The organism is Nocardioides daedukensis, assembly GCF_013408415.1.
Lineage (GTDB): Bacteria > Actinomycetota > Actinomycetes > Propionibacteriales > Nocardioidaceae > Nocardioides > Nocardioides daedukensis.
The window spans coordinates 2628588-2650053 of record NZ_JACCAA010000001.1; the positions used below are offsets into that span (position 1 = coordinate 2628588).

Annotated in this window: 21 protein-coding genes; 19 read left to right on the forward strand and 2 right to left on the reverse strand. The window is 68.1% G+C overall.

The genetic code is table 11. The features are described 5' to 3' along the window. Positions 1-219 precede the first annotated feature (219 nt). The 7 genes from BJ980_RS12985 to BJ980_RS13015 all read left to right on the forward strand — a co-directional run bounded on the left by BJ980_RS12985 (position 220) and on the right by BJ980_RS13015 (position 9546). Complete coding sequence (locus BJ980_RS12985; RefSeq protein WP_179502677.1) at positions 220-705, forward strand: SRPBCC family protein; 486 nt, start codon at positions 220-222, stop codon at positions 703-705. Continuing rightward, positions 702-2300, forward strand: a complete 1599-nt coding sequence (locus tag BJ980_RS12990) for an acyl-CoA carboxylase subunit beta (protein ID WP_179502678.1) — start codon at positions 702-704, stop codon at positions 2298-2300. The genes BJ980_RS12985 and BJ980_RS12990 overlap by 4 nt, the downstream gene beginning before the upstream one ends. Beyond that, positions 2297-4276 carry an ATP-binding protein gene (locus BJ980_RS12995; protein ID WP_179502679.1) on the forward strand — a complete coding sequence of 660 codons (1980 nt, stop codon included), beginning with the start codon at positions 2297-2299 and terminating at the stop codon, positions 4274-4276. The genes BJ980_RS12990 and BJ980_RS12995 overlap by 4 nt, the downstream gene beginning before the upstream one ends. Further along, positions 4273-5448 (forward strand): acyl-CoA dehydrogenase family protein, encoded by a 1176-nt coding sequence (locus BJ980_RS13000; RefSeq protein WP_246279971.1) that lies wholly within the window; start codon positions 4273-4275, stop codon positions 5446-5448. Before BJ980_RS12995 ends, BJ980_RS13000 begins: the two co-directional genes overlap by 4 nt. A 178-nt stretch (positions 5449-5626) precedes the next feature. Further along, on the forward strand, positions 5627-7057 hold the full coding sequence (gene purB, locus BJ980_RS13005; protein WP_179502680.1) for an adenylosuccinate lyase: 1431 nt from the start codon (positions 5627-5629) through the stop codon (positions 7055-7057). A gap of 239 nt (positions 7058-7296) precedes the next feature. Then, complete coding sequence (locus BJ980_RS13010; RefSeq protein ID WP_179502681.1) at positions 7297-7590, forward strand: hypothetical protein; 294 nt, start codon at positions 7297-7299, stop codon at positions 7588-7590. 165 nt (positions 7591-7755) lie between these two features. After that, positions 7756-9546 (forward strand): BCCT family transporter, encoded by a 1791-nt coding sequence (locus BJ980_RS13015; RefSeq protein ID WP_179502682.1) that lies wholly within the window; start codon positions 7756-7758, stop codon positions 9544-9546. Positions 9547-9609: 63 nt separating this feature from the next. On the opposite strand, the gene BJ980_RS13020 is transcribed toward BJ980_RS13015, so the two are convergent. Both BJ980_RS13020 and BJ980_RS13025 read right to left on the reverse strand, forming a co-directional pair. Beyond that, entirely contained in the window at positions 9610-9918 is a 309-nt protein-coding gene (locus BJ980_RS13020; RefSeq protein WP_179502683.1) for an antibiotic biosynthesis monooxygenase family protein, read from the reverse strand. Positions 9919-9946: 28 nt separating this feature from the next. Then, the gene (locus BJ980_RS13025; protein ID WP_179502684.1) at positions 9947-10567 is read right to left on the reverse strand and encodes a hypothetical protein; all 621 of its coding nucleotides are present in this window, start codon (positions 10565-10567) and stop codon (positions 9947-9949) included. 64 nt (positions 10568-10631) lie between these two features. On the opposite strand from BJ980_RS13025, the gene BJ980_RS13030 reads away from it, so the two are divergent. The 12 genes from BJ980_RS13030 to BJ980_RS13085 all read left to right on the forward strand — a co-directional run bounded on the left by BJ980_RS13030 (position 10632) and on the right by BJ980_RS13085 (position 21406). Then, the gene (locus BJ980_RS13030) at positions 10632-11516 is read left to right on the forward strand and encodes a phosphoribosylaminoimidazolesuccinocarboxamide synthase (protein ID WP_179502685.1); all 885 of its coding nucleotides are present in this window, start codon (positions 10632-10634) and stop codon (positions 11514-11516) included. Next, positions 11513-11935 carry an SRPBCC family protein gene (locus BJ980_RS13035; protein WP_179502686.1) on the forward strand — a complete coding sequence of 141 codons (423 nt, stop codon included), beginning with the start codon at positions 11513-11515 and terminating at the stop codon, positions 11933-11935. Before BJ980_RS13030 ends, BJ980_RS13035 begins: the two co-directional genes overlap by 4 nt. Continuing rightward, complete coding sequence (rnhA, locus tag BJ980_RS13040; RefSeq protein ID WP_179502687.1) at positions 11932-12402, forward strand: ribonuclease HI; 471 nt, start codon at positions 11932-11934, stop codon at positions 12400-12402. Before BJ980_RS13035 ends, rnhA begins: the two co-directional genes overlap by 4 nt. A gap of 100 nt (positions 12403-12502) precedes the next feature. Then, positions 12503-14053: a long-chain-fatty-acid--CoA ligase gene (locus BJ980_RS13045; protein WP_179502688.1), complete on the forward strand. Its 1551-nt coding sequence runs from the start codon at positions 12503-12505 to the stop codon at positions 14051-14053. A gap of 85 nt (positions 14054-14138) precedes the next feature. Further along, positions 14139-14450 carry a hypothetical protein gene (locus BJ980_RS13050; protein WP_179502689.1) on the forward strand — a complete coding sequence of 104 codons (312 nt, stop codon included), beginning with the start codon at positions 14139-14141 and terminating at the stop codon, positions 14448-14450. Next, the gene (locus BJ980_RS13055; protein ID WP_179502690.1) at positions 14450-16873 is read left to right on the forward strand and encodes a DUF6571 family protein; all 2424 of its coding nucleotides are present in this window, start codon (positions 14450-14452) and stop codon (positions 16871-16873) included. Before BJ980_RS13050 ends, BJ980_RS13055 begins: the two co-directional genes overlap by 1 nt. 113 nt (positions 16874-16986) lie before the next feature. Next, a complete protein-coding gene (locus BJ980_RS13060) occupies positions 16987-17721 on the forward strand; it encodes an SGNH hydrolase domain-containing protein (protein ID WP_179502691.1) in 735 nt (244 codons plus the stop codon). Between the two features lie 309 nt (positions 17722-18030). Further along, positions 18031-19713 carry a sodium:solute symporter family protein gene (locus BJ980_RS13065; protein WP_179502692.1) on the forward strand — a complete coding sequence of 561 codons (1683 nt, stop codon included), beginning with the start codon at positions 18031-18033 and terminating at the stop codon, positions 19711-19713. Further along, complete coding sequence (locus BJ980_RS13070) at positions 19713-19850, forward strand: putative transporter small subunit (protein ID WP_179502693.1); 138 nt, start codon at positions 19713-19715, stop codon at positions 19848-19850. Before BJ980_RS13065 ends, BJ980_RS13070 begins: the two co-directional genes overlap by 1 nt. 124 nt (positions 19851-19974) lie before the next feature. Further along, positions 19975-20247, forward strand: a complete 273-nt coding sequence (purS, locus tag BJ980_RS13075) for a phosphoribosylformylglycinamidine synthase subunit PurS (protein WP_179502694.1) — start codon at positions 19975-19977, stop codon at positions 20245-20247. Then, the gene (purQ, locus tag BJ980_RS13080) at positions 20247-20918 is read left to right on the forward strand and encodes a phosphoribosylformylglycinamidine synthase subunit PurQ (protein WP_179502695.1); all 672 of its coding nucleotides are present in this window, start codon (positions 20247-20249) and stop codon (positions 20916-20918) included. The genes purS and purQ overlap by 1 nt, the downstream gene beginning before the upstream one ends. Then, positions 20915-21406: a DUF3817 domain-containing protein gene (locus BJ980_RS13085; RefSeq protein ID WP_218855506.1), complete on the forward strand. Its 492-nt coding sequence runs from the start codon at positions 20915-20917 to the stop codon at positions 21404-21406. The genes purQ and BJ980_RS13085 overlap by 4 nt, the downstream gene beginning before the upstream one ends. Positions 21407-21466: the final 60 nt, after the last annotated feature.

The window sequence follows — 21466 nt, forward strand, 5'->3', positions numbered from 1 at the left end:
TGATTTGGCCGTGTTTGGTCGCCCAAAGCATCAGTTAGCGCGACCGTTCCGCCCAAGGCATCAGTTAGCGCGACCGTTCCGCCCAAGGCATCAGTTAGTCGCAACGGCCCGCCCAACCCATCAGTTGGCGCAACCCGAAACCCCCAACCCATCAGTCAACGCAACCAGACCAGCCTCGCCCGCACGACTTCCCAACCCCACGAACTGAAGGAGCACACGATGGAGATCATCAAGCCGCTCGGCGGCGAGGTGTCGATGCAGATCGAGGCACCGCCGGAGAAGATCTGGGCGCTGGTCAGCGACGTGACCCGGATCGGGGAGTTCTCCCCGGAGACCTTCGAGGCGAAGTGGACGCACGGCGCCACCGGCCCCGCGGTCGGGGCCCGGTTCAAGGGACACGTGAAGCGCAACGGCGTCGGGCCGACCTACTGGACCCCCTGCACCGTGACCAAGTGCGAGGAGCCCGGCGCCGATGGGCAGGCGCAGTTCGAGTTCTCCGTCGGCCTGGACAAGAACCCGGTCAACAACTGGGGCTACCGGATCGCACCGTCCGGCACCGGCTCACTGGTCACGGAGTACTTCCGGCTCACCCCGGCGTGGTACCTCCGCGCCTACTGGCTGGTCCTGGGCCGGCTGCGCGGTCGGACCAACGAGCGCGGGATGCGCACCACCCTGAGCAGGATGAAGGAGGTGCTCGAGCGATGACGGTGGACGCGGCACCCGAGAGCCGACGGGACTCCATGCTCGCCAAGATCGAGGAGCTCCACGCCGAGCAGACCAAGGCTGTGGAGGCCGGCGGCAAGTACATCACCCGGCACAAGGAGCGCGGCAAGCTCACCGCCCGCGAGCGCATCGAGCTGCTCGTGGACGAGGGCTCGGCCTTCCTCGAGCTGATGCCACTGGCCGGGTGGGGCAAGGACTTCGCAGTCGGCGCCAGCCTCGTCACCGGCATCGGCGTCGTCGAAGGCGTCGAGTGCATGATCGTGGCCAACGACCCGACGGTGAAGGGCGGCGCCCTCAACCCCTGGTCGGTGAAGAAGAACTTCCGTGCCCTCGACATCGCGGCCGAGAACAACCTGCCGACGGTGAACCTCACCGAGTCCGGTGGCGCCGACCTGCCGACCCAGAGCGAGATCTTCATCCCCGGCGGACGTGGCTTCCGCGACCTCACCCGGTCCTCGGCCCGCAAGGTGCCCACCGTCTCGGTGGTCTTCGGAAACTCGACCGCCGGTGGCGCCTACGTCCCGGGGATGAGCGACTACGTGATCATGGTCAAGGAGCAGGCCAAGGTCTTCCTCGCCGGCCCTCCGCTGGTCAAGATGGCGACCGGTGAGGAGACCGACGACGAATCACTCGGCGGCGCCGAGATGCACTCGCGGATCTCCGGATCCTCCGACTTCCTCGCCGTCGACGAGCGCGACGCGATCCGGATCGCCCGCCGGGTCGTCGCCCGGCTCAACTGGCGCAAGCGTGGAGCGGTGCCGACCCCCGGCCTCACGACGTACGCCGAGCCCGACCTGGATCCGGACGACCTGCTCGACCTGATCCCCACCGACCTCAAGGAGCCGTTCGACCCGCGCGAGGCAATCCTGCGGATCGTCGACGGCACGTCGGCGGACAACGGCGTCGCCTTCGACGAGTTCAAGCCGCTCTACGGGACGTCCCTGTGCGTGGGGTGGGCCAGCCTGCACGGCCAGCCGATCGGCATCCTGGCCAACGCCCGCGGTGTATTGATGAGCGAGGAGGCCCAGAAGGCTGCCCAGTTCATCCAGTTGGCGAACCAGAAGGACACCCCGCTGCTGTTCCTGCACAACACCACCGGCTACATGGTCGGCAAGGACTACGAGCAGGGCGGGATCATCAAGCACGGCGCGCAGATGATCAACGCGGTCTCCAACTCCAAGGTGCCGCACCTGACCGTGATCATGGGTGCCTCCTACGGCGCCGGGAACTACGGCATGAACGGTCGCGCCTACGACCCGCGGTTCCTGTTCACCTGGCCCGGCGCGAAGTCCGCGGTGATGGGCCCGCAGCAGCTGGCCGGGGTGCTCGAGATCGTCGCCCGCGAGTCCGCGGAGAAGAAGGGCCAGGTCTTCGACGCCGACGGCTTCGTGGCCGTCAGGGAGATGGTCGAGGGGATGGTCGAGGAGCAGTCGCTGCCCTACTTCCTCTCCGGGATGGTCTATGACGACGGGGTCATCGACCCGCGCGACACCCGCACCGTCCTGGGCATCTGCCTGTCCGTCATCAACAACCAGCCCATCGAGGGCGAGATGAACTTCGGGGTGTTCCGGCTGTGATCACGAGACTGCTCGTCGCCAACCGCGGCGAGATCGCCCGCCGCGTCCTGCGCACTTGCCGCGAGCTCGGCATCGAGACCGTCGTCGTCCACTCCGACGCCGACGCCGAGATGCCGTTCGTGCAGGAGGCAGACGCCGCCGTACACCTGCGGGGCAACAGCCCCGCGGAGACCTACCTGCGCGCCGACCTCGTCCTCGAGGCCGCTCGACGCACCGGCGTGGACGCGATCCACCCCGGCTACGGCTTCCTGTCGGAGAACGCCGACTTCGCCCGCGCCGTGACCGAGGCCGGCCTGACCTGGGTCGGTCCGGCACCGGAGTCGATCGTGTCGATGGGCTCCAAGATCGAGTCCAAGAAGCTGATGGCCGCGGCCGGCGTACCCGTCCTGGCGAACCTCACCGTCGAGACCGCCACCCAGGACGACCTGCCCCTGCTGGTCAAGGCGTCCGCCGGCGGTGGCGGGCGCGGCATGCGCATCGTCCGCACGCTGGCCGAGCTTCCCGGCGAGATCGAGACCGCACGGGCCGAGGCCGAGTCGGCGTTCGGCGACGGCACCGTCTTCGTGGAGCCCTACATCGCGCACAGCCGTCACGTCGAGGTCCAGGTCGTCGGCGACCGGTTCGGTGAGGTGGTGGTGCTCGGTGAGCGCGACTGCTCCATCCAGCGCCGGCATCAGAAGGTCGTCGAGGAGGCGCCCGCCCCGAACATCGACGCTGCTGTCGTCGCGGCGATGCACGAGGCCGCGCGCAGCGCCGCCAAGGCGATCGACTACCTCGGCGCCGGCACCGTCGAGTTCCTCTACGACCCCGACCGAGAGCGGTTCTTCTTCCTCGAGATGAACACCCGCCTGCAGGTCGAGCACCCGGTGACCGAGGCGATCCTCGACGTGGACCTGGTCGCGTTGCAGCTCTCGGTGGCCGAGGGCGGTGCCGTGCCGAGCGCGGCAGAACCGGCCGGACACGCCATCGAGGTCCGGCTCTATGCCGAGGACCCGGCCCAGGACTGGCAGCCGCAGAGCGGACACCTGACCAGCTTCGGGATCCCGGGCGCCACCACGTTCGCGCGGTCCCCGCGAGCCGGGATCAGGGTCGACTCCGGCTTCGCCGCGGGCAACGACGTGTCCACGCACTACGACGCGATGCTGGCCAAGGTGATCGCCTGGGCACCCACCCGCACCGAGGCCGCACGGATGCTCGCCGGTGCCCTGCGCCGGGCTCGCCTGCACGGCGTCGTCACCAACCGGGACATGCTCGTCGCCGCACTGACCAACGAGGCATTCCTTGCCGGAGAGGTCAGCACCGACTTCTTCGACCGCCAGCCGGGCGTCCAGGCGGCCGGCCTCGCTGAGCCCGACGTCACCACGCTCTTCGCCGCCGCGGTGCTGCGCGCCGAGCACGTCGCGGCTGTGCGCAAGGTCCAGCAACGGATCCCGACCGGGTGGCGCAACGTGGTCTCCCAGCCGCAGCGCACCACGTTCGCCGTCGGCGAGCAGGAGCATGTCGTCGAGTGGCTGGCCGGACGCAACGGCCCCGTCCCGGCCTCTGCGGACACCGACATCGAGGTGCTCGAGTCCTCGCCGTACGCCGCACAGCTGCGGGCCGGCGGGATCTCGACGACCTTCCACGGCGTGGTCACCGACGACCACGTCCACGTCGACGGCCCGATGGGGTCGCTGAGCCTGCGCGTCGTACCCCGCTTCGTCGATCCCGCCGACCAGGTGGCCGAGGGCTCGCTGCTCGCGCCGATGCCCGGCAGCGTCGTCGCGGTGCACGCCGCGCTCGGGGACACCGTCGCCGAGGGCCAGCCGATCGTCGTGATGGAGGCGATGAAGATGCAGCACACGGTCTCCGCGCCGTACGCGGGAACCGTCACCGAACTCCCAGCACACACGGGTGACCAGGTTGAGGCGGGCGCAGTGCTCGCCGTCGTCGAACCCACCGAGAGTCAGTCCACCTCCCAAGGAGCAGACGCATGACCGCAACACAGACCATGTTCAGCGAGCCCGAGGAGCGCGTCGCGCTTCGCGAGTCGGTGAAGAAGCTTGCCGGCAAGTACGGCCACGAGTACGTCGCCAAGCAGGCCCGCGAGGACGGCAAGATGACCGACATGTGGCTCGAGATGGGCCGCAACGGCTTCCTCGGGGTCAACATCGCGGAGGCGTACGGCGGCGGCGGTGGCGGCATGTCCGACCTCGCAGCGGTGCTCGAGGAGTGTGCGGGTGCCGGGGCGCCCTTGCTGATGATGGTGGTCTCACCGGCGATCTGCGGCTCGATCATCATGCGCTGCGGCACCGAGGAGCAGAAGAAGCAGTGGCTGCCGGGCATCGCGGACGGCACGCACCTGATGGCGTTCGGGATCACCGAGGCCGACGCCGGCTCCAACTCGCACCAGATCACCACCACCGCCACCCGCGACGGCGACGACTGGGTGCTGAACGGCCAGAAGACCTTCATCTCCGGCGTCGACGAGGCGCAGTCGGTGCTGATCGTCTCGCGCACCGAGGACGCGAAGACCGGCAAGCTGAAGCCGGCGCTGTTCGTGGTGCCCACCGACTCCGAGGGCTTCGAGAAGCAGGTCATCCCGATGTCGTGGCAGGCGCCGGAGAAGCAGTTCACGCTGTTCCTCGACAACGTGCGTGTGCCGGCGGACGCACTGGTCGGTGACGAGGACGGTGGGCTGTGGCAGCTCTTCGCCGGCCTCAACCCCGAGCGGATCATGGGCGGTGCTTTCTCGTGCGGGATGGCCCAGTTCGCGCTGGACAAGGCCGTGGCCTATGCCAAGGAGCGCTCGGTCTGGAAGGACCAGGCGATCGGTTCCCACCAGGGCATCGCGCACCCGCTGGCGAAGATCAAGATCGAGCTCGAGCAGGCGCGACTGCTGTGGCAGAAGGCCGCCGCGCTCTATGACGCCGGCGACGACATGGAGGCCGGCGAATACGCCAACATGGCCAAGTACGCCGGTGGCGAGGTGGCCTGCAACGCCACCGACGTCGCGGTGCACACCCATGGTGGCAACGGCCTGACCGAGGAGTACGGGCTGGGCAACATGCTGGTCGCCGCCCGGTTGGGCCGGATCGCTCCGGTCTCCCGCGAGATGATCCTCAACTTCGTGGCGATGCACTCGCTGGGGCTGCCGAAGTCCTACTGAGTCAGAGCCGCGGTGTTCGAACCGCGTGATCCAGCCGGGGTGGTCGCAGTCGAGTGGGCAATGAGCCCGCTCGGCCGCGACCACCCCGGTCGCGTTCCACCGGTCGCGACCACCCCGGCTACGGCAGGCGGATGGGACGTGTGGAGGCCGCTGGCGCCGGGATGGGAGAATCCCCAACGTGACCGTTCCCAACGTCCTCGCCACCCGCTATGCCGCCGCCGACCTCGCCGCGATCTGGTCGCCCGAACACAAGATCGTCCTGGAGCGCCAGCTCTGGGTCGCCGTGCTCCGTGCCCAGAAGGATCTCGGCATCGACGTCCCCGACGGCGTCATCGAGGACTACCAGCGCGTCGTGGACGGTGGCGAGGAGAGCGTCGACCTGGCCTCCATCGCCGCCCGCGAGCGGGTCACCCGCCACGACGTGAAGGCGCGCATCGAGGAGTTCTGCGCGCTCGCCGGGCACGAGCACATCCACAAGGGAATGACCTCGCGCGACCTGACCGAGAACGTCGAGCAGCTCCAGGTCCTGCAGTCCCTCACCGTGATCCGTGATCGCGCCGTGGCCGCCCTGGCCCGCCTCGGCCGTCTGGCCACCGAGCACGAGACCACCGTGATGGCGGGCCGTTCGCACAACGTCGCCGCCCAGGCCACCACCCTCGGCAAGCGCTTCGCGACGATCGCCGACGAGATGCTCACCGGCGTCGCCCGGGTCGAGGACCTGATCGCGCGTTATCCGCTGCGCGGCATCAAGGGCCCGGTCGGGACCGCCCAGGACATGCTCGACCTGCTCGACGGCGACACCGCCAAGCTGGCCGAGCTCGAGTCCCGGGTCGCCGCGCACCTCGGCTTCGACAACGTGCTGACCAGCGTCGGCCAGGTCTATCCGCGCTCGCTCGACTTCGACGCCGTCTCCGCGCTGGTCCAGCTCGTCTCCGGCCCCTCCAACCTGGCCACCACGATCCGGCTGATGGCCGGCATCGAGCTGGTCACCGAGGGCTTCAAGGAGGGCCAGGTCGGCTCCTCGGCGATGCCGCACAAGATGAACACCCGCTCGTGCGAGCGGGTCAACGGCCTCGCCGTGATCCTCCGCGGTCACCTCTCGATGGTCAGCGAGCTCGCCGGCGACCAGTGGAACGAGGGCGACGTCTCCTGCTCCGTCGTACGCCGGGTCGCCCTGCCGGACGCGTTCTTCGCCGCCGACGGCCTCTTCCAGACCTTCCTCACCGTCCTCGACGAGTTCGGCGCCTTCCCGGCCGTGATCCAGCGCGAGCTCGATCGCTACCTGCCGTTCCTGGCCACCACCAAGGTGTTGATGTCCGCGGTCCGCAACGGGGTGGGCCGCGAGGCCGCCCACGAGGCGATCAAGGAGAACGCGGTCGGTGTCGCGCTCGAGATGCGCCAAGGCCTCGCCGTCAACGACCTCTTCGACCGGCTCGCCGCCGACGAGCGGCTCGGTCTCTCCAGGGACCAGATCGACGCCCTGGTCGCGGAACCGATCGCGTTCACCGGGGCTGCCGTCGACCAGGTTCAGGCCGTCGTACGCCGTGTCGCGGAGCTGGTGGACGAGCACCCGGCGGCCGCCGCCTACGCCCCCGGGGAGATCCTGTGACGGACATGACGCCCCCTCCCCACGGCGGGCAGCCCCAGGTTCCGGCACAGTTCCCGGGCCAGTTCCCCGGCCAGCCGTCCGGGCCGCCGTACCAGGGACCGCCGCCCGGACCGCACCAAGGACAGCATCAAGCGCAGCATCAAGCACCGGGCCAGCTCCCCCCGCCCGGATTCATCCGGGTGCACGCCTCGCACAACGTCTGGATGAGCATGGTCCCGCCGACCATCACAGTCGACTCCATGCCGGTCGCCCTGTTCCAGGGCCAGCAGGTGGTGCCGGTGGTTCCCGGCAACCACCTGGTCGCCGGGCACGGCCAGTGGATGTGGCAGTACGGCCGCGCCGAGCTCCCGGTCCACGTCCAGCAGGGCCAGACGGTCGACGTGCACTACAAGCTGCCGATGATCACCTTCATGAAGGGCGCGATCGGCTTCGGGCCGGTGAAGGCGCCCGGAAAGCTCGCGCTGGTGCTGCTGCTCACGGCCATCATCGCGATCCCGGTGCTGCTCATCCTCGTGGGTGTGCTCGCCTCCTGAGGGCTGTCCCGCCTGATCGGCCTGGCCCCGATCCGAACGAATCCGGACGGGCGTCTGCGTCGGGGGCGGCTTGCAATCCACCTTCGCACCTGTCACGGTCGATGAGTTTGGGACCAATCACTCGTGAAGGAGGATGACGCCCGATCTGGGGCGTCGTGACACAACGTGAGCATCAAGCAGGGTGGCCAGCCGCCCGAATCAGAGACCAACGAGGACCAGCATCCGGCCCTCGACTTCCTCCCTGTTGAGGAGGCACGCGACACCTCGAAGCTCGACTGGGTCGTGTTCGGTGTCACCGCGACGATTGCGATTGCGTTCCTGCTCTGGGGCTTCATCAGCGCCGCGTCCCTGCGTGAGGCATCGGGGGAGGGGCTCGCCTGGACGATGGACTACCTCGGCTGGGTCTTCATCCTGACCTCGTCGGCGTTCGTCGTCTTCGTGTTGTGGCTCGCCCTCGGCAAGTTCGGCAACATCCCGCTCGGCCGTGACGGTGAGGCGCCTGAGTTCCGGACCATCTCGTGGATCGCGATGATGTTCTCCGCGGGCATGGGCATCGGCCTGATGTTCTATGGCGTGAACGAGCCGCTCACCTTCTTCGCCGACAAGGCCGGCTACGGAGTCCCCGGCACCAGCTCGGCGGAGGTCGCCGAGCTGCAGCGAATCGCGATGGCGCAGACGCTCTTCCACTGGACGCTCCACCCGTGGGCGATCTATGCGGTGGTCGGTCTCGCCGTGGGCTACGGCGTGTTCCGCAAGGGCCGCCTGCAGCTGATCAGTGCCGTCTTCGAGCCGATCCTGGGCCAGCGCGTCCACGGCCCGGCTGGCAAGGTGATCGACATCCTGGCCATCTTCGCCACCCTCTTCGGCTCAGCGGCCTCGCTCGGCCTCGGTGCCCTGCAGATCAGCGCCGGGCTCGAGATCGTCGGCGGAATCGGCGCGGCCGGCAACGGCGTCCTGGTCGGGATCATCGTCGTACTGACGATCTGCTTCATCCTCTCCGCGGTCTCGGGTGTCTCCCGGGGCATCCAATACCTCTCCAACATCAACATGGTGCTGGCCCTGGTGCTCGCCGTCTTCGTCTTCGTGGTCGGCCCCACGCTGTTCATCCTCAACGTGATGCCCTCCGCGATCGCCGAGTATGTCGGCCAGATGCCTGAGATGGCCGGTCGCTCCAACGCCGAAGGCGCCACCACGGCCGCCTGGCTGAGCAGCTACACCGTCTTCTACTGGGCCTGGTGGATCTCCTGGACACCCTTCGTCGGGATGTTCATCGCGCGGATCTCGCGTGGTCGCACGATCCGGCAGTTCGTCACCGGCGTGCTGCTCGTGCCCAGCCTGGTCAGCCTGGTCTGGTTCGCGATCTTCGGTGGCAGCGCGATGAAGCTGCAGGAGCAGGGCAAGCCGATCTACAACAACGCCGACGGCACCGCCGCGGACGTCAACCACCAGCTGTTCAACCTGCTGGAGCAGTTCCCGCTGACCACGGTGGCCTCCATCCTGGTGATGGTCCTGGTCGGCATCTTCTTCGTCTCGGGTGCCGACGCGGCCTCGATCGTGATGGGGTCGCTCTCGCAGAACGGTGCCCTCGAGCCCAAGCGGCTCCCGGTCATCTTCTGGGGTTGCGCCACCGGTGGCGTCGCTGCGGTGATGCTGCTGGTCGGTGGCGAGAACGGCCTCGAGGGGTTGAAGACGATCACCATCCTTGCCGCGGTGCCGTTCGTCTTCGTGATGGTCGGAATGTGCGTGGCGCTGGTCAAGGACCTCAGCAACGACCCGCTGATCGTCCGTCGCCAGTACGCCGTGGAGGCGGTCACCCAGGCCGTCATCACCGGTGTCACCGAGCATGGTGACGACTTCGAGATCTCCGTCCAGGAGGCCGAGGTCACCACCGACCCCGCTGAGGTCGACGTGAAGAAGTCGACGACGCCAGCACAGACACCGCCCCCGGTGGGCTGAGCCAGCCCGCACCGGAGGACGTGGCCGCGACACGCCGTGAAGACGGCGTGTCGCGGTCATTTGTCAGTTTGTGGGGCGCACGTCCAGCACGACCTCGAACTCGAGCAGGTTCGCGCCCTGGGCGACCGGCTTGCCGTGCTCGCCGGAGTGCGCGGCCCGGGCGTCGCCGTCGCGCCATGCGGCGAACGACTCCTCGTCCTCCCACTGGGTGACGACGAAGTAGCGCTCCTCCCCGGCGACCGGGCGGAGCAGCTGGAAGCCGAGGAAGCCCGCGGCTGTGTCAATGGTGCCGGCGCGCGCGGAGAAGCGGCGCTCGAGCTCCTCGTGGGCCTGGGGCGGGACGTTGATGGCGTTGATCTTCACGATGGGCATGACACCAGCGTGGCAGAGCGCAACCGGGTCACACCAGCGCCCGTCCTCCGTGGGTGGCCAGCTTGCGGGCGACCGTGGCGAGGTCTGCGCGCCACACCGGTTCCGGACCTGGCGGCAGCATCGCGTCCCACTCGAGGGCCATCGAGCCACGGATCATCGGGAAGCGCGCCGGACGCGCGAGGAACCACGCGTGCATGTGCTCGGCGCCGTCGCCCCAGCGGCTCATGTGCACCCGGCCGATGTGCTCCATGTTCGACATGATCCGGGTCAGGATCACCGACAGCTGGCCGAACTCTGCGGCCTGGGTGTCATCGAGCTCGGTGAAGTCGAGGTGGTCGTTGCTGTTCAACCACAGCACCAGCGGGAACCCGCTGGGCGCGGCGGGCGCCTTCACGTGGAAGTTCCAGCTCTCCCAGATCCGCTGCGGGTCCGACTCACCCTCGTCGCAGAGCTTGCAGTCCACGCCGTCGCGGCCTTCGCGGGGCTCCTCGGCCGCGACCGGTTCGGGCAGCACCTTTGGCATCAGCTCGCCGTCGACCAGCTCCCACGGGAAGGTCTCCCAGTCGGCCACCGGGGGCATGGGCAGGCGACCGTCGGGACCGACAGCGGCCGCGACCCGGGCGTGGATCACTTCGGGGGACTCGGGCATGCGCTCAGCGTGCCATGACCAGCGTGCCATGACACGAGATGTCGGGCCTCGATAGGCTCCGGACATGCTGAACATCCCGGCCGCGCCGGCCATCGAGGGCACCACCCACCTCCACTCGGGCAAGGTCCGCGACCTCTACCGCATCGACGCCGGTGAGCACGCCGGCAACCTGTTGATGGTGGCCAGCGACCGGATCAGCGCCTATGACTTCGTGCTGTCCAGCACGATCCCGGACAAGGGGGAGATCCTCACCCGGATGTCCCTGTGGTGGTTCGAGACCCTCGGGGTCGACAACCACGTGGTCTCCACCGACGTGCCGGCCGAGGTCGCCGGCCGCGCGGTGATCTGCGAGAGCCTGGAGATGTTCCCGGTCGAGTGCGTGGCGCGGGGCTACCTGACCGGCTCCGGCCTGGCCGACTACCGCGGCAGTGGTGCCGTCTGCGGGGTCGAGCTCCCCGCCGGGCTCGAGGACGGCAGCCGCCTGGCGCAGCCGATCTTCACCCCGGCCACGAAGGCCGAGGTCGGCGACCACGACGAGAACGTCTCCTACCAGGCCGTGGAGTCCGCCGTCGGCGCCGAGGTCGCCTCCGAGCTGCGTGAGCGGACCCTTGCCATCTATCGAACGGCCGAGGAGATCGCCCGCGGCCGCGGGATCATCCTGGCCGACACCAAGTTCGAGTTCGGCGCCCGCGCCGACGGCACGATCGTGCTGGGCGACGAGGTGCTGACCCCGGACTCGTCGCGGTTCTGGCCGGCCGCCGAGTGGCAGCCCGGGCGGACCCAGCCGTCCTACGACAAGCAGAACGTGCGCAACTGGCTGACTTCGCCGGCGAGCGGCTGGGACAAGTCGTCCGGTGAGGAGCCGCCGGCCCTGCCCGACGAGGTGGTCGAGCTGACCCGCGCGAAGTATGTCGAGGCCTACGAGCTGCTCACCGGCAACCGCTGGTGAGCTTCACCCTCGACGTCGACTTCGCTGCCTCCCCGGCGGAGGCGTTCGCGCTGCTCTCCGATCCGGTACGCCGTCCCGAGTGGCAGTCGAGCCTGCGCACGGTGCAGGTGCTCACCGAGGGGCCACCCCGGGTGGGCACGCGCTGGCACGACGTGACCTGGCCCGGCCTGCGCCCGCTGATGGAGATCACCGTCTTCGAGCCGGAGCAGCGATGGGCCGAGCGTGGCACCTGGCGCGGCGTCACCGTCGACCTGCTGCTCGACTTCGTCGCCACCCCGACGGGCACCAGGGTGACCGCCACCTGCACGGCGTACGCCGTTGGCCTGCTGCGCCCGGTCGGCCCGGTGCTGGACCGACTCGGACCGCTGGCAGCCCGCGACGACCTGCGCCGGGCCGCCCGCATAGTCTCTGCCGCATGAACGACGCCGCACCCGAGGACATGCCCAAGGTCGAGATGTGGACCGACGGGGCCTGCAAGGGCAACCCCGGTGTCGGCGGGTGGGGAGCCTGGATGCGCTCCGGCGGCCACGAGCGCGAGCTCTTCGGTGGCGAGCTGATGACCACGAACAACAAGATGGAGCTCCAGGCTGTCATCGAGGGACTCACCGCACTCACCAAGCCGTGCGAGGTCACCCTGCACGTCGACTCGTCCTATGTGATGAACGGGATGAAGACCTGGATCGCCGGCTGGAAGAAGAACGGCTGGAAGACCTCGGCGAAGAAGCCGGTCAAGAACGTCGACCTGTGGCAGATGCTCGACGAGCAGGTCGCCCGGCACACGATCCACTGGATCTGGGTCAAGGGGCACTCCGGTGACCCGGGCAACGACCGCGCCGACGAGCTGGCCAACCGGGGCGTCGAGATGGTGCGCTCGGGCACCAGCTGACAGCGACGCACCCGACGGGTGTGCGTGCACGCCCCGACACCGCCAAGTTGCAGTGCCCGCATCGGTGACGTGGGGCACTGGTGCGAGATAGGTTCTGTCCATGAACCTCGCCTCGCTCCTCGAGAACTCAGCCCGTGACTTCGCCGACCGCGACGCCGTGGTCCTCGGTGACACCCGACTCAACTATGCCCAGGTCAACGGTGCGGCCAACCAGGTCGCCAACCTGCTCGTCGAGCGTGGCATCGAGCCCGGTGACAAGGTCGCCCTGACCTGTCCAAACCTGCCCTTCTTCACGATCGTCTACTACGGCATCCTCAAGGCCGGGGCGACCGTGGTGCCGCTGAACGTCCTGCTCAAGGGCCGCGAGATCGCCTACCACCTTGAGGACTCGGACGCGAAGGCCTACTTCTGCTTCGAGGGCACCGCGGACCTTCCGATGGCCAAGGAGGGCAGCGTCGGGTTCGAGCAGGTCGCAGGCTGTGAGTCGTTCTTCGTGATCACCGCCGACCCCGCTGCCGCGTCGCCGATCGAGGGTGCCGAGACGTTCGGCTCGGCCCTTGCCGGCAAGGCACCGGCCTTCGAGACGGTTGCGGCCGACTCCTCCGACACCGCGGTGATCCTCTACACCTCGGGCACCACCGGCCAGCCCAAGGGCGCCGAGTTGACGCACTCCAACATGATCTCGAACGCGCTCTCCGGTGAGCAGCTGTTCGGTGCCGACTCGGCCAACCCCGACACCTATCTGTGCGTGCTGCCGCTGTTCCACTCCTTCGGCCAGACCGTGATCCAGAACGGCGCCTTCGCCTTCGGCGGCACCGTCGTGATGCTGCCGCGGTTCGAGGCGCAGGCGGCGCTCGGGTTGATGCTCAAGGAGAAGGTCACCTTCTTCGCCGGTGTGCCGACGATGTACTGGGGCCTGCTCGGCGCACTCGAAGAAGGCGTGGACGTCAGTGCGCTCGCCAAGAACCTGCGCATCGCGGCGGCTGGCGGGTCCGCGCTCCCGGGTGAGGTGCACAAGAACTTCAAGGAGCGCTTCGGCGTCACGATCCTGGAGGGCTACGGGCTCTCGGAGACCTCGCCGGTCGCCTCCTTCTCGCCCTACGGCGAGGAGCCGCGGGTGGGATCGATCGGGCTGCCCATCCCGGGCGTCGAGATGAAGCTGATCAACGACGACTGGACCGACACCGCCGAGGGCGAGGAGTCGGTGGGCGAGATCGCCATCAAGGGACCGAACGTGATGAAGGGGTACTACGACCGTCCCGACGCCACCGCCGAGGCGATCCACGACGGCTGGTTCCGCTCCGGCGACCTGGCCCGCAAGGACGCCGACGGCTTCTACTACATCGTCGACCGGTCCAAGGACATGATCCTGCGCGGCGGCTTCAACATCTATCCGCGCGAGATCGAGGAGGTCCTGCTCTCGCACCCGGACGTCAGCCTCGCCGCCGTGATCGGCGTACCCCACGAGAGCCATGGCGAGGAGGTCAAGGCGGTGGTGATCCTCGAGGAGGGCGCGAGTGTCACCGCCGAGGAGCTGGTGGCGTGGGGCAAGGAGCAGTTCGCGGCCTACAAGTATCCGCGCATCGTCGAGATCGTGGACGCTCTGCCGATGACGGCCACGGGCAAGATCCTCAAGCGCGAGCTGAGCTAGTCACAAGAGTTTGCCGTCCACGTCGCCGGGTATGCACCTGTGATCAACACGTGTCGATGCTCGGCGCATCGCGGGAGGAGTTCCGGTGGCTGGAGAAGGAACCGAGGTCATCACCAACGATGTGACTCGGGCTGCTGCGCAGATCAAGGCGGCGGCCAAGGATGTCGCATCGGCCGATCCCAGTGAGGACCTCACCATCATCGGAACTGCCCTCCCGGGGAGCAAGAGCGCCACGGCGGCCACCACTTTGAGCACCACCTGGGAGAAGCGCTTCACGAACTGGAAGAAGGACGCCAAGGACCAGAGCGCCGAGATGGTCGCGAGTGCAGACACCTACGACCAGGCCGATGCGGACGTGAACCGCAACATGGGCCGACTGAAGCCGGAGCTGATCTGATGGGACTCACGGCCAAGACCCTGTTGAGCTGGACGCCCGCCGATCTGGCCGGCCTCGGCGACACGCTGGTGACCAAGCGCAAGACGTTGATCGACCTCAACGACGAGATCCTGGCGGCCGAGCCGCCGGAGACCTGGAGCGACGAGGCGGCGACTGCCGCGCGGACCAACCACAGTGATCTCTCCACCCGCCTGGCCGACATGGTGGCCGAGGTCTCCCAGGTCACCACTGAGGTCGACGAGGCGGAGATCTCCCTGACCAAGGCCAAGGCCGACCTCGAGTCCGCACTGGGCACCGCGCGAAGCCGCGGGATGACGGTGAATCTGACCACCGGGACGGTCAACCCTCCCGAGGGAGACACCGACGTGACGCAGGGCGAGGTCGACGAGATTGCCGCGCTCATCTCGGACGCACTCACCGACGCCGACAATGCCGACACCGCCCTGAGCGCGGTGCTCACTCGCGCCCACAACAGCTCCTACGACGGTGGTGACGGGTCGCTTGCGGACGCTGCCCTGCCCGCGCACATGCGCGACATGACCGATGCCGAGCTGGTCCAATATGCGCTGGACCACCCCGACCAGGTCGACAACTTCATCTCGGCCTACCCCGAGCGTGTTCGCCAGGACCTCGGCGACAAGTTGGGCGAGATGGGGACCGACATCGCCGACAACGGCAGCGACGACTACCCGGCGTACGTCGATCTGCTCGAGGCCTATGGTGACGACGAGGTCGTGGCGACGAGCCAGCTCGAGACGATGGGGCCGGAGAACTTCATCGACCTGAGCGGCCGGATCATCGGTGCCGACACCGACGACTCCACCAAGAGCGACCTGCAGAAGGCCCTGGGCAACGTGTTGGCCAACGGCACCCGGGGGACGGCTGCGACAGATGACACCGGCAGCCCGAGCCACGTCTCCTCCGACTGGATCGACGCCCTGCTCGAGCGTGGCGAGGAACGGATCCCGATCCCGGGGATGGACTCCGACGGTGGCAAGCACACCTACATTCGCGGCTACCAGCTGCTCGGTCCCCTCCTCGGCACCGGCGACCATGGCGAGGGGTTCCTCGACCGCGTGGGCGACGGGATGTATGAGTTCGAGCGGGAGTGGGTCAAGGAGCACGGCAACACGCCGTGGGGTCAGGTCACCCAAGCCATTGACGGCCCGGGTGCGGGCACTCGCGCCGGCTACATCCCCAACCCTCCCCTCGACATCGACTTCACCGACGGTTCTGGCACCGACAAGCCGCTGGGCCACGATCCGATGGCCGGCCTGATGGAGGCGCTGACCCGCAACCCTGAAGCGGCCCGCGAGTTCTTCGCGCCCAGTGATCATGACGACTCCAACGGGCTGGAGCGCGTGGACTACCTGCTCACCGACCGCGACTGGCCCCAAGGGTTCGCCGTCGACATGGAGGCCGACGACTACCGCCACGAGTTCCCCTCGAGCATGTCCACCCTGGGTGATGCGCTCGAGGCCGCGACCACGGTCGATGCCAACGACCGCTCGGTGCTCATCGTGGAGTCGATCGTCGACGAGACCTACACCGACTTCACGAGCGAGGGGAAGCAGGGGAAGTTCTCCGAGGAGAACACCCTGGATCCCTCGGTTCGCGAGCAGCTGTCCCGGGTCCTGGGTCGCTACATGCCGTCGGTGCACACAGCGCTGGGCTCTGACCCCAGCGCGGGTGACCTGACGCCCGGCTATGTCTTCGACGACGCTCGGTTCAACACGGGGGGAGAGGACGGTGGGAACGCCACGCGATTCGTGCTCGCTGAGCTGGCCAAGGACGCGGAGGGTCGCGAGATCCTGCGCGGGATGTCGAACGCCACCGCACTGGACGCGCTCAACGGACGACTTCACGGGGTGGACACCCCCGGGTCGGCCGAGACGGACATCGATCCGGTCGCGCGGGTCAACGGCGAGGTCCTCGGCTCGATCGACTTCGGGGCATCCACTGAGATCGCCCAGGACAACCTCAGCAAGGACGAGGCGTACAACGCTCGGATAGATGGCTACGTCGATCTGGGCACAGCGGTGCTCGGCGAGCTCGACCCCGGCAAGGTGCCGCTGACGGGCTATCTCACCGATCAGGTGGCGGAGGCCATCAAGGAGGGGCTGCACCAGGACAGCACCGGCGAGACCAACCTGCTCACCAGCAGGCTCTTCGAGGGATCGCACGAGGCCAATGCCCACTTGGTTCGTGACGCCTACTGGCACAACATGCCCGCCGAGGCCTATCCGGAGGGCATGGGGCCCAAGACGAACCTCGATGACCTGACCCCGGAGCAGCAGCGGAAATACTCGGAGTGGCTCACCACCAGCGACTGGGGTCAGCGGCTCGACACCGAGATGGGTCGTGCCGGCGACAGCACGGACGACGGGCGGGAGCGGGCCAAGTCCCGGCTGGAGAACTACTGATCGGCGGTCGTCGGGATCCTCGAGCGCGAGCTGGGCTGAGGCCACACATCCTGACCCGACGCCCGCAGGCAGGGGGTGGCCAGCATGCGGCGGCGAACGTACGATCGACAGCGATGACTCCTCTCGGCTCGGTTCCGACCCGTCGTCGTCGGGTGCGGTGCACCCGGCTGGTGGCGGCGCTGGTCAGTGTCCTGGTGATCGGCATGCCGCCGCCCGGGACTGCGGCGCCGATCCCTTACCGACCCAATGACAAGCCGTTCGTCTATGCCACCGGCGAGCACCGTCCGGCCGACGCGACCAAGCCGCTGTGGAGCTCCTACGGCTCGCGGAGCTCGAAGTCGCGAGTCGTCTACCTGGTCGGCGACTCGATGGCGGCCCAGCACGCCGATGGCCTGCGGGCGGCCACGAAGTCGCGTGGTTGGGGCTTCAAGCCGCGCACCCGGTCGGGCCGGCCGTTCATCCTGCCCGCCGCCGACTCCTACAACAAGGCGCTCTATCGCCAGATCCACCGCGACCGCGCCCGGCGCCCGATCGTGGTCCTCTCAGGGATCAGGAGCTCGCGCGCGCAGTTGAACGGGACCCTGTGGCGGTTGCGCTACGTGGGTGCCGACGTGGTCTTCGCGACCGCGACGACGCTGAGTCGCACCACCTCGGCCAGCTCCACGGCGCCGATGCGCACGGTGGCAAGGGAGAAGGACGTGCCGCTGCTGGAGACCGACGAGATCGCCGATCGCGGGTATGTCCAGAAGGGCGTGGTGGTCTGGCGGGGTGTCGGCAACCACACCACCGGCTCCTTCTCGCGCAGGCTCCTGACCTGGCATGACAACAAGCTGATCGGTCGCGCCTGAGCGCACGCCGCTGCCGCTGGCCCAGCACGTGACCAGCATGTGACCGGCAACTGACCGGTCGATGACCCGTCGGCTGATCGGCAGCCCTGCCGCCGACCTGGCACCGTCCGCCGCCGATCTGGCGCCGCCTCCCGCGCTCCGTGGTCCCCGACGACGAATGGGCGCCCGTGCCCGACCTTGTTATGGTGCGCCAGCAGCATTGAACTTTGTACAACACAACAGTGAATTGAGGCGGATGCCGCGGGAACCATGCCTGTCCACCCGACAACTCTCGACATTTTGGGAGGTGACGCGTTGAACGCGTCAGAGATGGAACAGTTCGGCATCCCCTTGGTGGTGTTGCTGCTGGTGATCTTCTATGGGGGGACCTTCTGGATCTCCCTCAGCATCGGCAAGAAGAACGAGAACGCCGACGGTTACATGACCGCCGGGAACGACATCGGATTCGGCATCTCCGCCGCGAGCATGACGGCCACCTGGATCTGGGCATCGTCGATGTATGCCTCGGCCACCTCCGGCTACACCTACGGGATCTCCGGCCCCATCCACTACGGGCTGTGGGGTGCGTTGATGATCCTGTTCATCTATCCCTTCGGCAAGCGGATCCGTGAGGTCGCGCCGAAGGCGCACACCCTCGCCGAGGTGATGCACGCGCGGCACGGGGCCTCGAGCCAGTTGCTGCTGGCCGGCTCCAACGTGGTCGGTTCCCTGATCAGCCTGATGTCGAACTTCCTGGCCGGTGGCCTGCTGATCGCCCTGCTCTCCCCGTTCAACTTCGTCCAGGGCGTCTTCATCGTCGCGCTCGGCGTGCTGCTCTACTCGCTGTGGTCCGGCTTCCGTGCCTCGGTGCTGACCGACTTCGTGCAGGTCGCGGCGATGCTCGGGGCGGTGGCCATCCTGGTTCCGGTCATCTTCTTCTCCGCGGGCTTCCCGGCGGCCTTCGAGACCGGTGCGGGCAACCTGACCGCGCACCAGTCGAACTTCTTCTCCAGCGAGGCATTCCTCAACCAGGGTGCGCCATACATCGCCGCAGTCCTGGCCTATGCGATCGGCAACCAGACCATCGCGCAGCGGCTGTTCGCGGTGCGCGAGAGCCTGATCAAGCCGACCTTCATCACGGCGACCATCGGCTATGGAGCGATGGTGATCGGGGTCGGGATGCTCGGCGTGCTCGCGCTCTACCTCGACATCGACGTGCTGGAGGGGGACGTGAACAACATTGTCCCGCAGATGGCCTCGTCCTACCTGCCGCTGGCCCTGCTGGTGCTGTTCTTCATCATGATCATCGGCGCGCTCTCCTCGACCGCGGACTCGGACCTCTCGGCCCTTTCCTCGATCGTGATGGCCGACATCTATGGCCAGAACATCGCCGGCAAGGAGAACGCCGACCCGAAGACGATGCTGCTGATCGGGCGGATCACGATGGTGGTCGCCACCGCGATCGCGATCGCGCTGGCCAGCCTCAAGCTCGACATCCTCGACCTGCTGGTCTTCGTCGGGGCCCTCTGGGGTGCGCTGGTCTTCCCGGTGATCGCCAGCTTCTACTGGCGCAAGGTCACCAACTCCGCCTTCACCGTCTCGGTGATCGCGGCGCTGGCCACCTTCATCCCGGTCCGCTTCGGGTGGATCCCGATGGACGGCGTGGCGGGCATCGTGGTCGACCTGCTCAACGTCGTCGGGATCGGCGTCGTCGCAGGGCTGATGGTCTTCGGCTTCCTCGGCCAGCGGGTCGCCCTCATCGTCGGCGTCCTCGCCGCCGTGGTGTCGGGACCGTTCGTGATCGGGTTCCTGCACGACTACGCCACGTTGAGTGGATCGCTCGTCGCCTACGCGGTGAGCACGATCGTCTGCGCGGCCATGTCGTTCCGTTCCGAGATGGAGTTTGACTTCGCGCTGATCAAGCAGCGGACCGGCGACTTCGACACCGGCGAGCAGGCAGCGGTGCCTGACGCCGGCGACGAGCCGCTGCCCGCAGGAAAGGCAGGCAAGTGATGGATGCAACCGCACTGGCACTCACCATCTATGTGCTGATCTGGCCGATCATCGTGGCGATCGTGCTCGCCGTCATCGGCGGTGCGTTCTTCCGCGAGTGGGCGCAGGCCCGCCGTGACGGCCGTCCGATGATCTGAGCAACGTGCGGCCTCGGGTGACCACCGTGACAACCACCGTGGTCACCCGAGGCCCGCCAGCGGCTCAGGCCCAACTAGACTGACCCCTGTTCGCGCAACCACCCCGTGCACCTAGGAGCCTCCCGTGGCCCGAGTCGTCGTCGACGTCATGCTCAAGCCCGAAATCCTCGATCCCCAGGGCAAGGCCGTCCACGGTGCGCTGCCGCGGCTCGGCTTCGGCGGCATCGTCGACGTCCGCCAGGGCAAGCGTTTCGAGCTCGAGATCGAGGGCGAGGCCACCGAGGAGCGCCTCGCCGAGGTGCACAAGATCGCCGAGACGCTGCTGTCCAACCCGGTGATCGAGGACTACGCGATCCACGTCGAGGGCGCCACCGCCAGCGGAAAGCACACCGCCTGATGTCCCGCATCGGTGTCGTCACCTTCCCCGGTTCGCTCGACGACGTCGACGCCCGCCGCGCGGTCCGGATCGGTGGCGGCGACGCCGTCGCGCTCTGGCACGGCGACGAGGACCTCCAGGGCGTGGACGCGGTCGTCCTTCCGGGGGGCTTCTCCTACGGCGACTACCTGCGTTGCGGTGCGATCTCCCGCTTCTCGCCGATGATGACCGTGATCATCGAGGCGGCCGGCAAGGGCATGCCCGTGCTCGGCATCTGCAACGGCTTCCAGATCCTCTGCGAGTCCCACCTGCTGCCCGGCGCACTGATCCGCAACGACCACCGCAAGTTCGTCTGCCGTGACCAGCAGCTGCGCATCGAGAACAACCGCACCCCGTGGACCTCGGCCTTCGCCGAGGGCGCCGAGATCACCGTGGTCCTCAAGAACGGCGAGGGCTCGTACGTCGCCGACGCGGCCACCCTGGACCGGCTCGAGGGCGAGGGGCGCGTGGTCGCTCGCTACCTGGGCGGCAACCCGAACGGCTCGCTGCGCGACATCGCCGGCGTGAGCAACGAGGCCGGCAACGTGGTCGGCCTGATGCCTCACCCCGAGCACGCGATCGAGGACCTGACCGGTCCCGGCACCGACGGGCTCGGCTTCTTCACCTCGCTCGCCGAGAGGGTGTTTGCGTGAGCAACACCGAGACGGCCGTCCAGCAGACGTCCGCCAAGAGCGGACCGCGCACGCTGTTCGTGCGACTCGGCGCGCTGGAGGCGTTCACCTGGGCCGGGCTGCTGGTCGGCATGTTCCTGAAATATGTCACCGAGACCACCGAGCTCGCCGTCCGGATCTTCGGTGGCCTGCACGGCTTCGTGTTCCTCGCCTACTGCGTGATGGCGGTCCTGGTCGGGATCGACTCCCGATGGAAGCTGACCCGCCACGCGACCGCACTGGTCGCCGCGGTGGTCCCGTTCCTCACCCTGTGGACCACGGTCAAGGTCGAGCGTGGCGACTGGGGTGTGGAGCCTGCCTGGCGTCTGCGCACCGAGCAGCCGACCGGTCCCCTCGAGCGGGTCACGGCCACCGTCGTGCGCAACCCGGTCAAGGGCGTGGTCGTCATCCTGGCCCTGGTCGCGGTGTTGTTCGTCGTGCTGCTGTTCGTGGGCCCACCCGGCAAGTAGCCGACCTGCTTCGGTCCGCGGGCGTCGTCGTACCCGTTCCGTGCAGCCGAGGCGGGATTC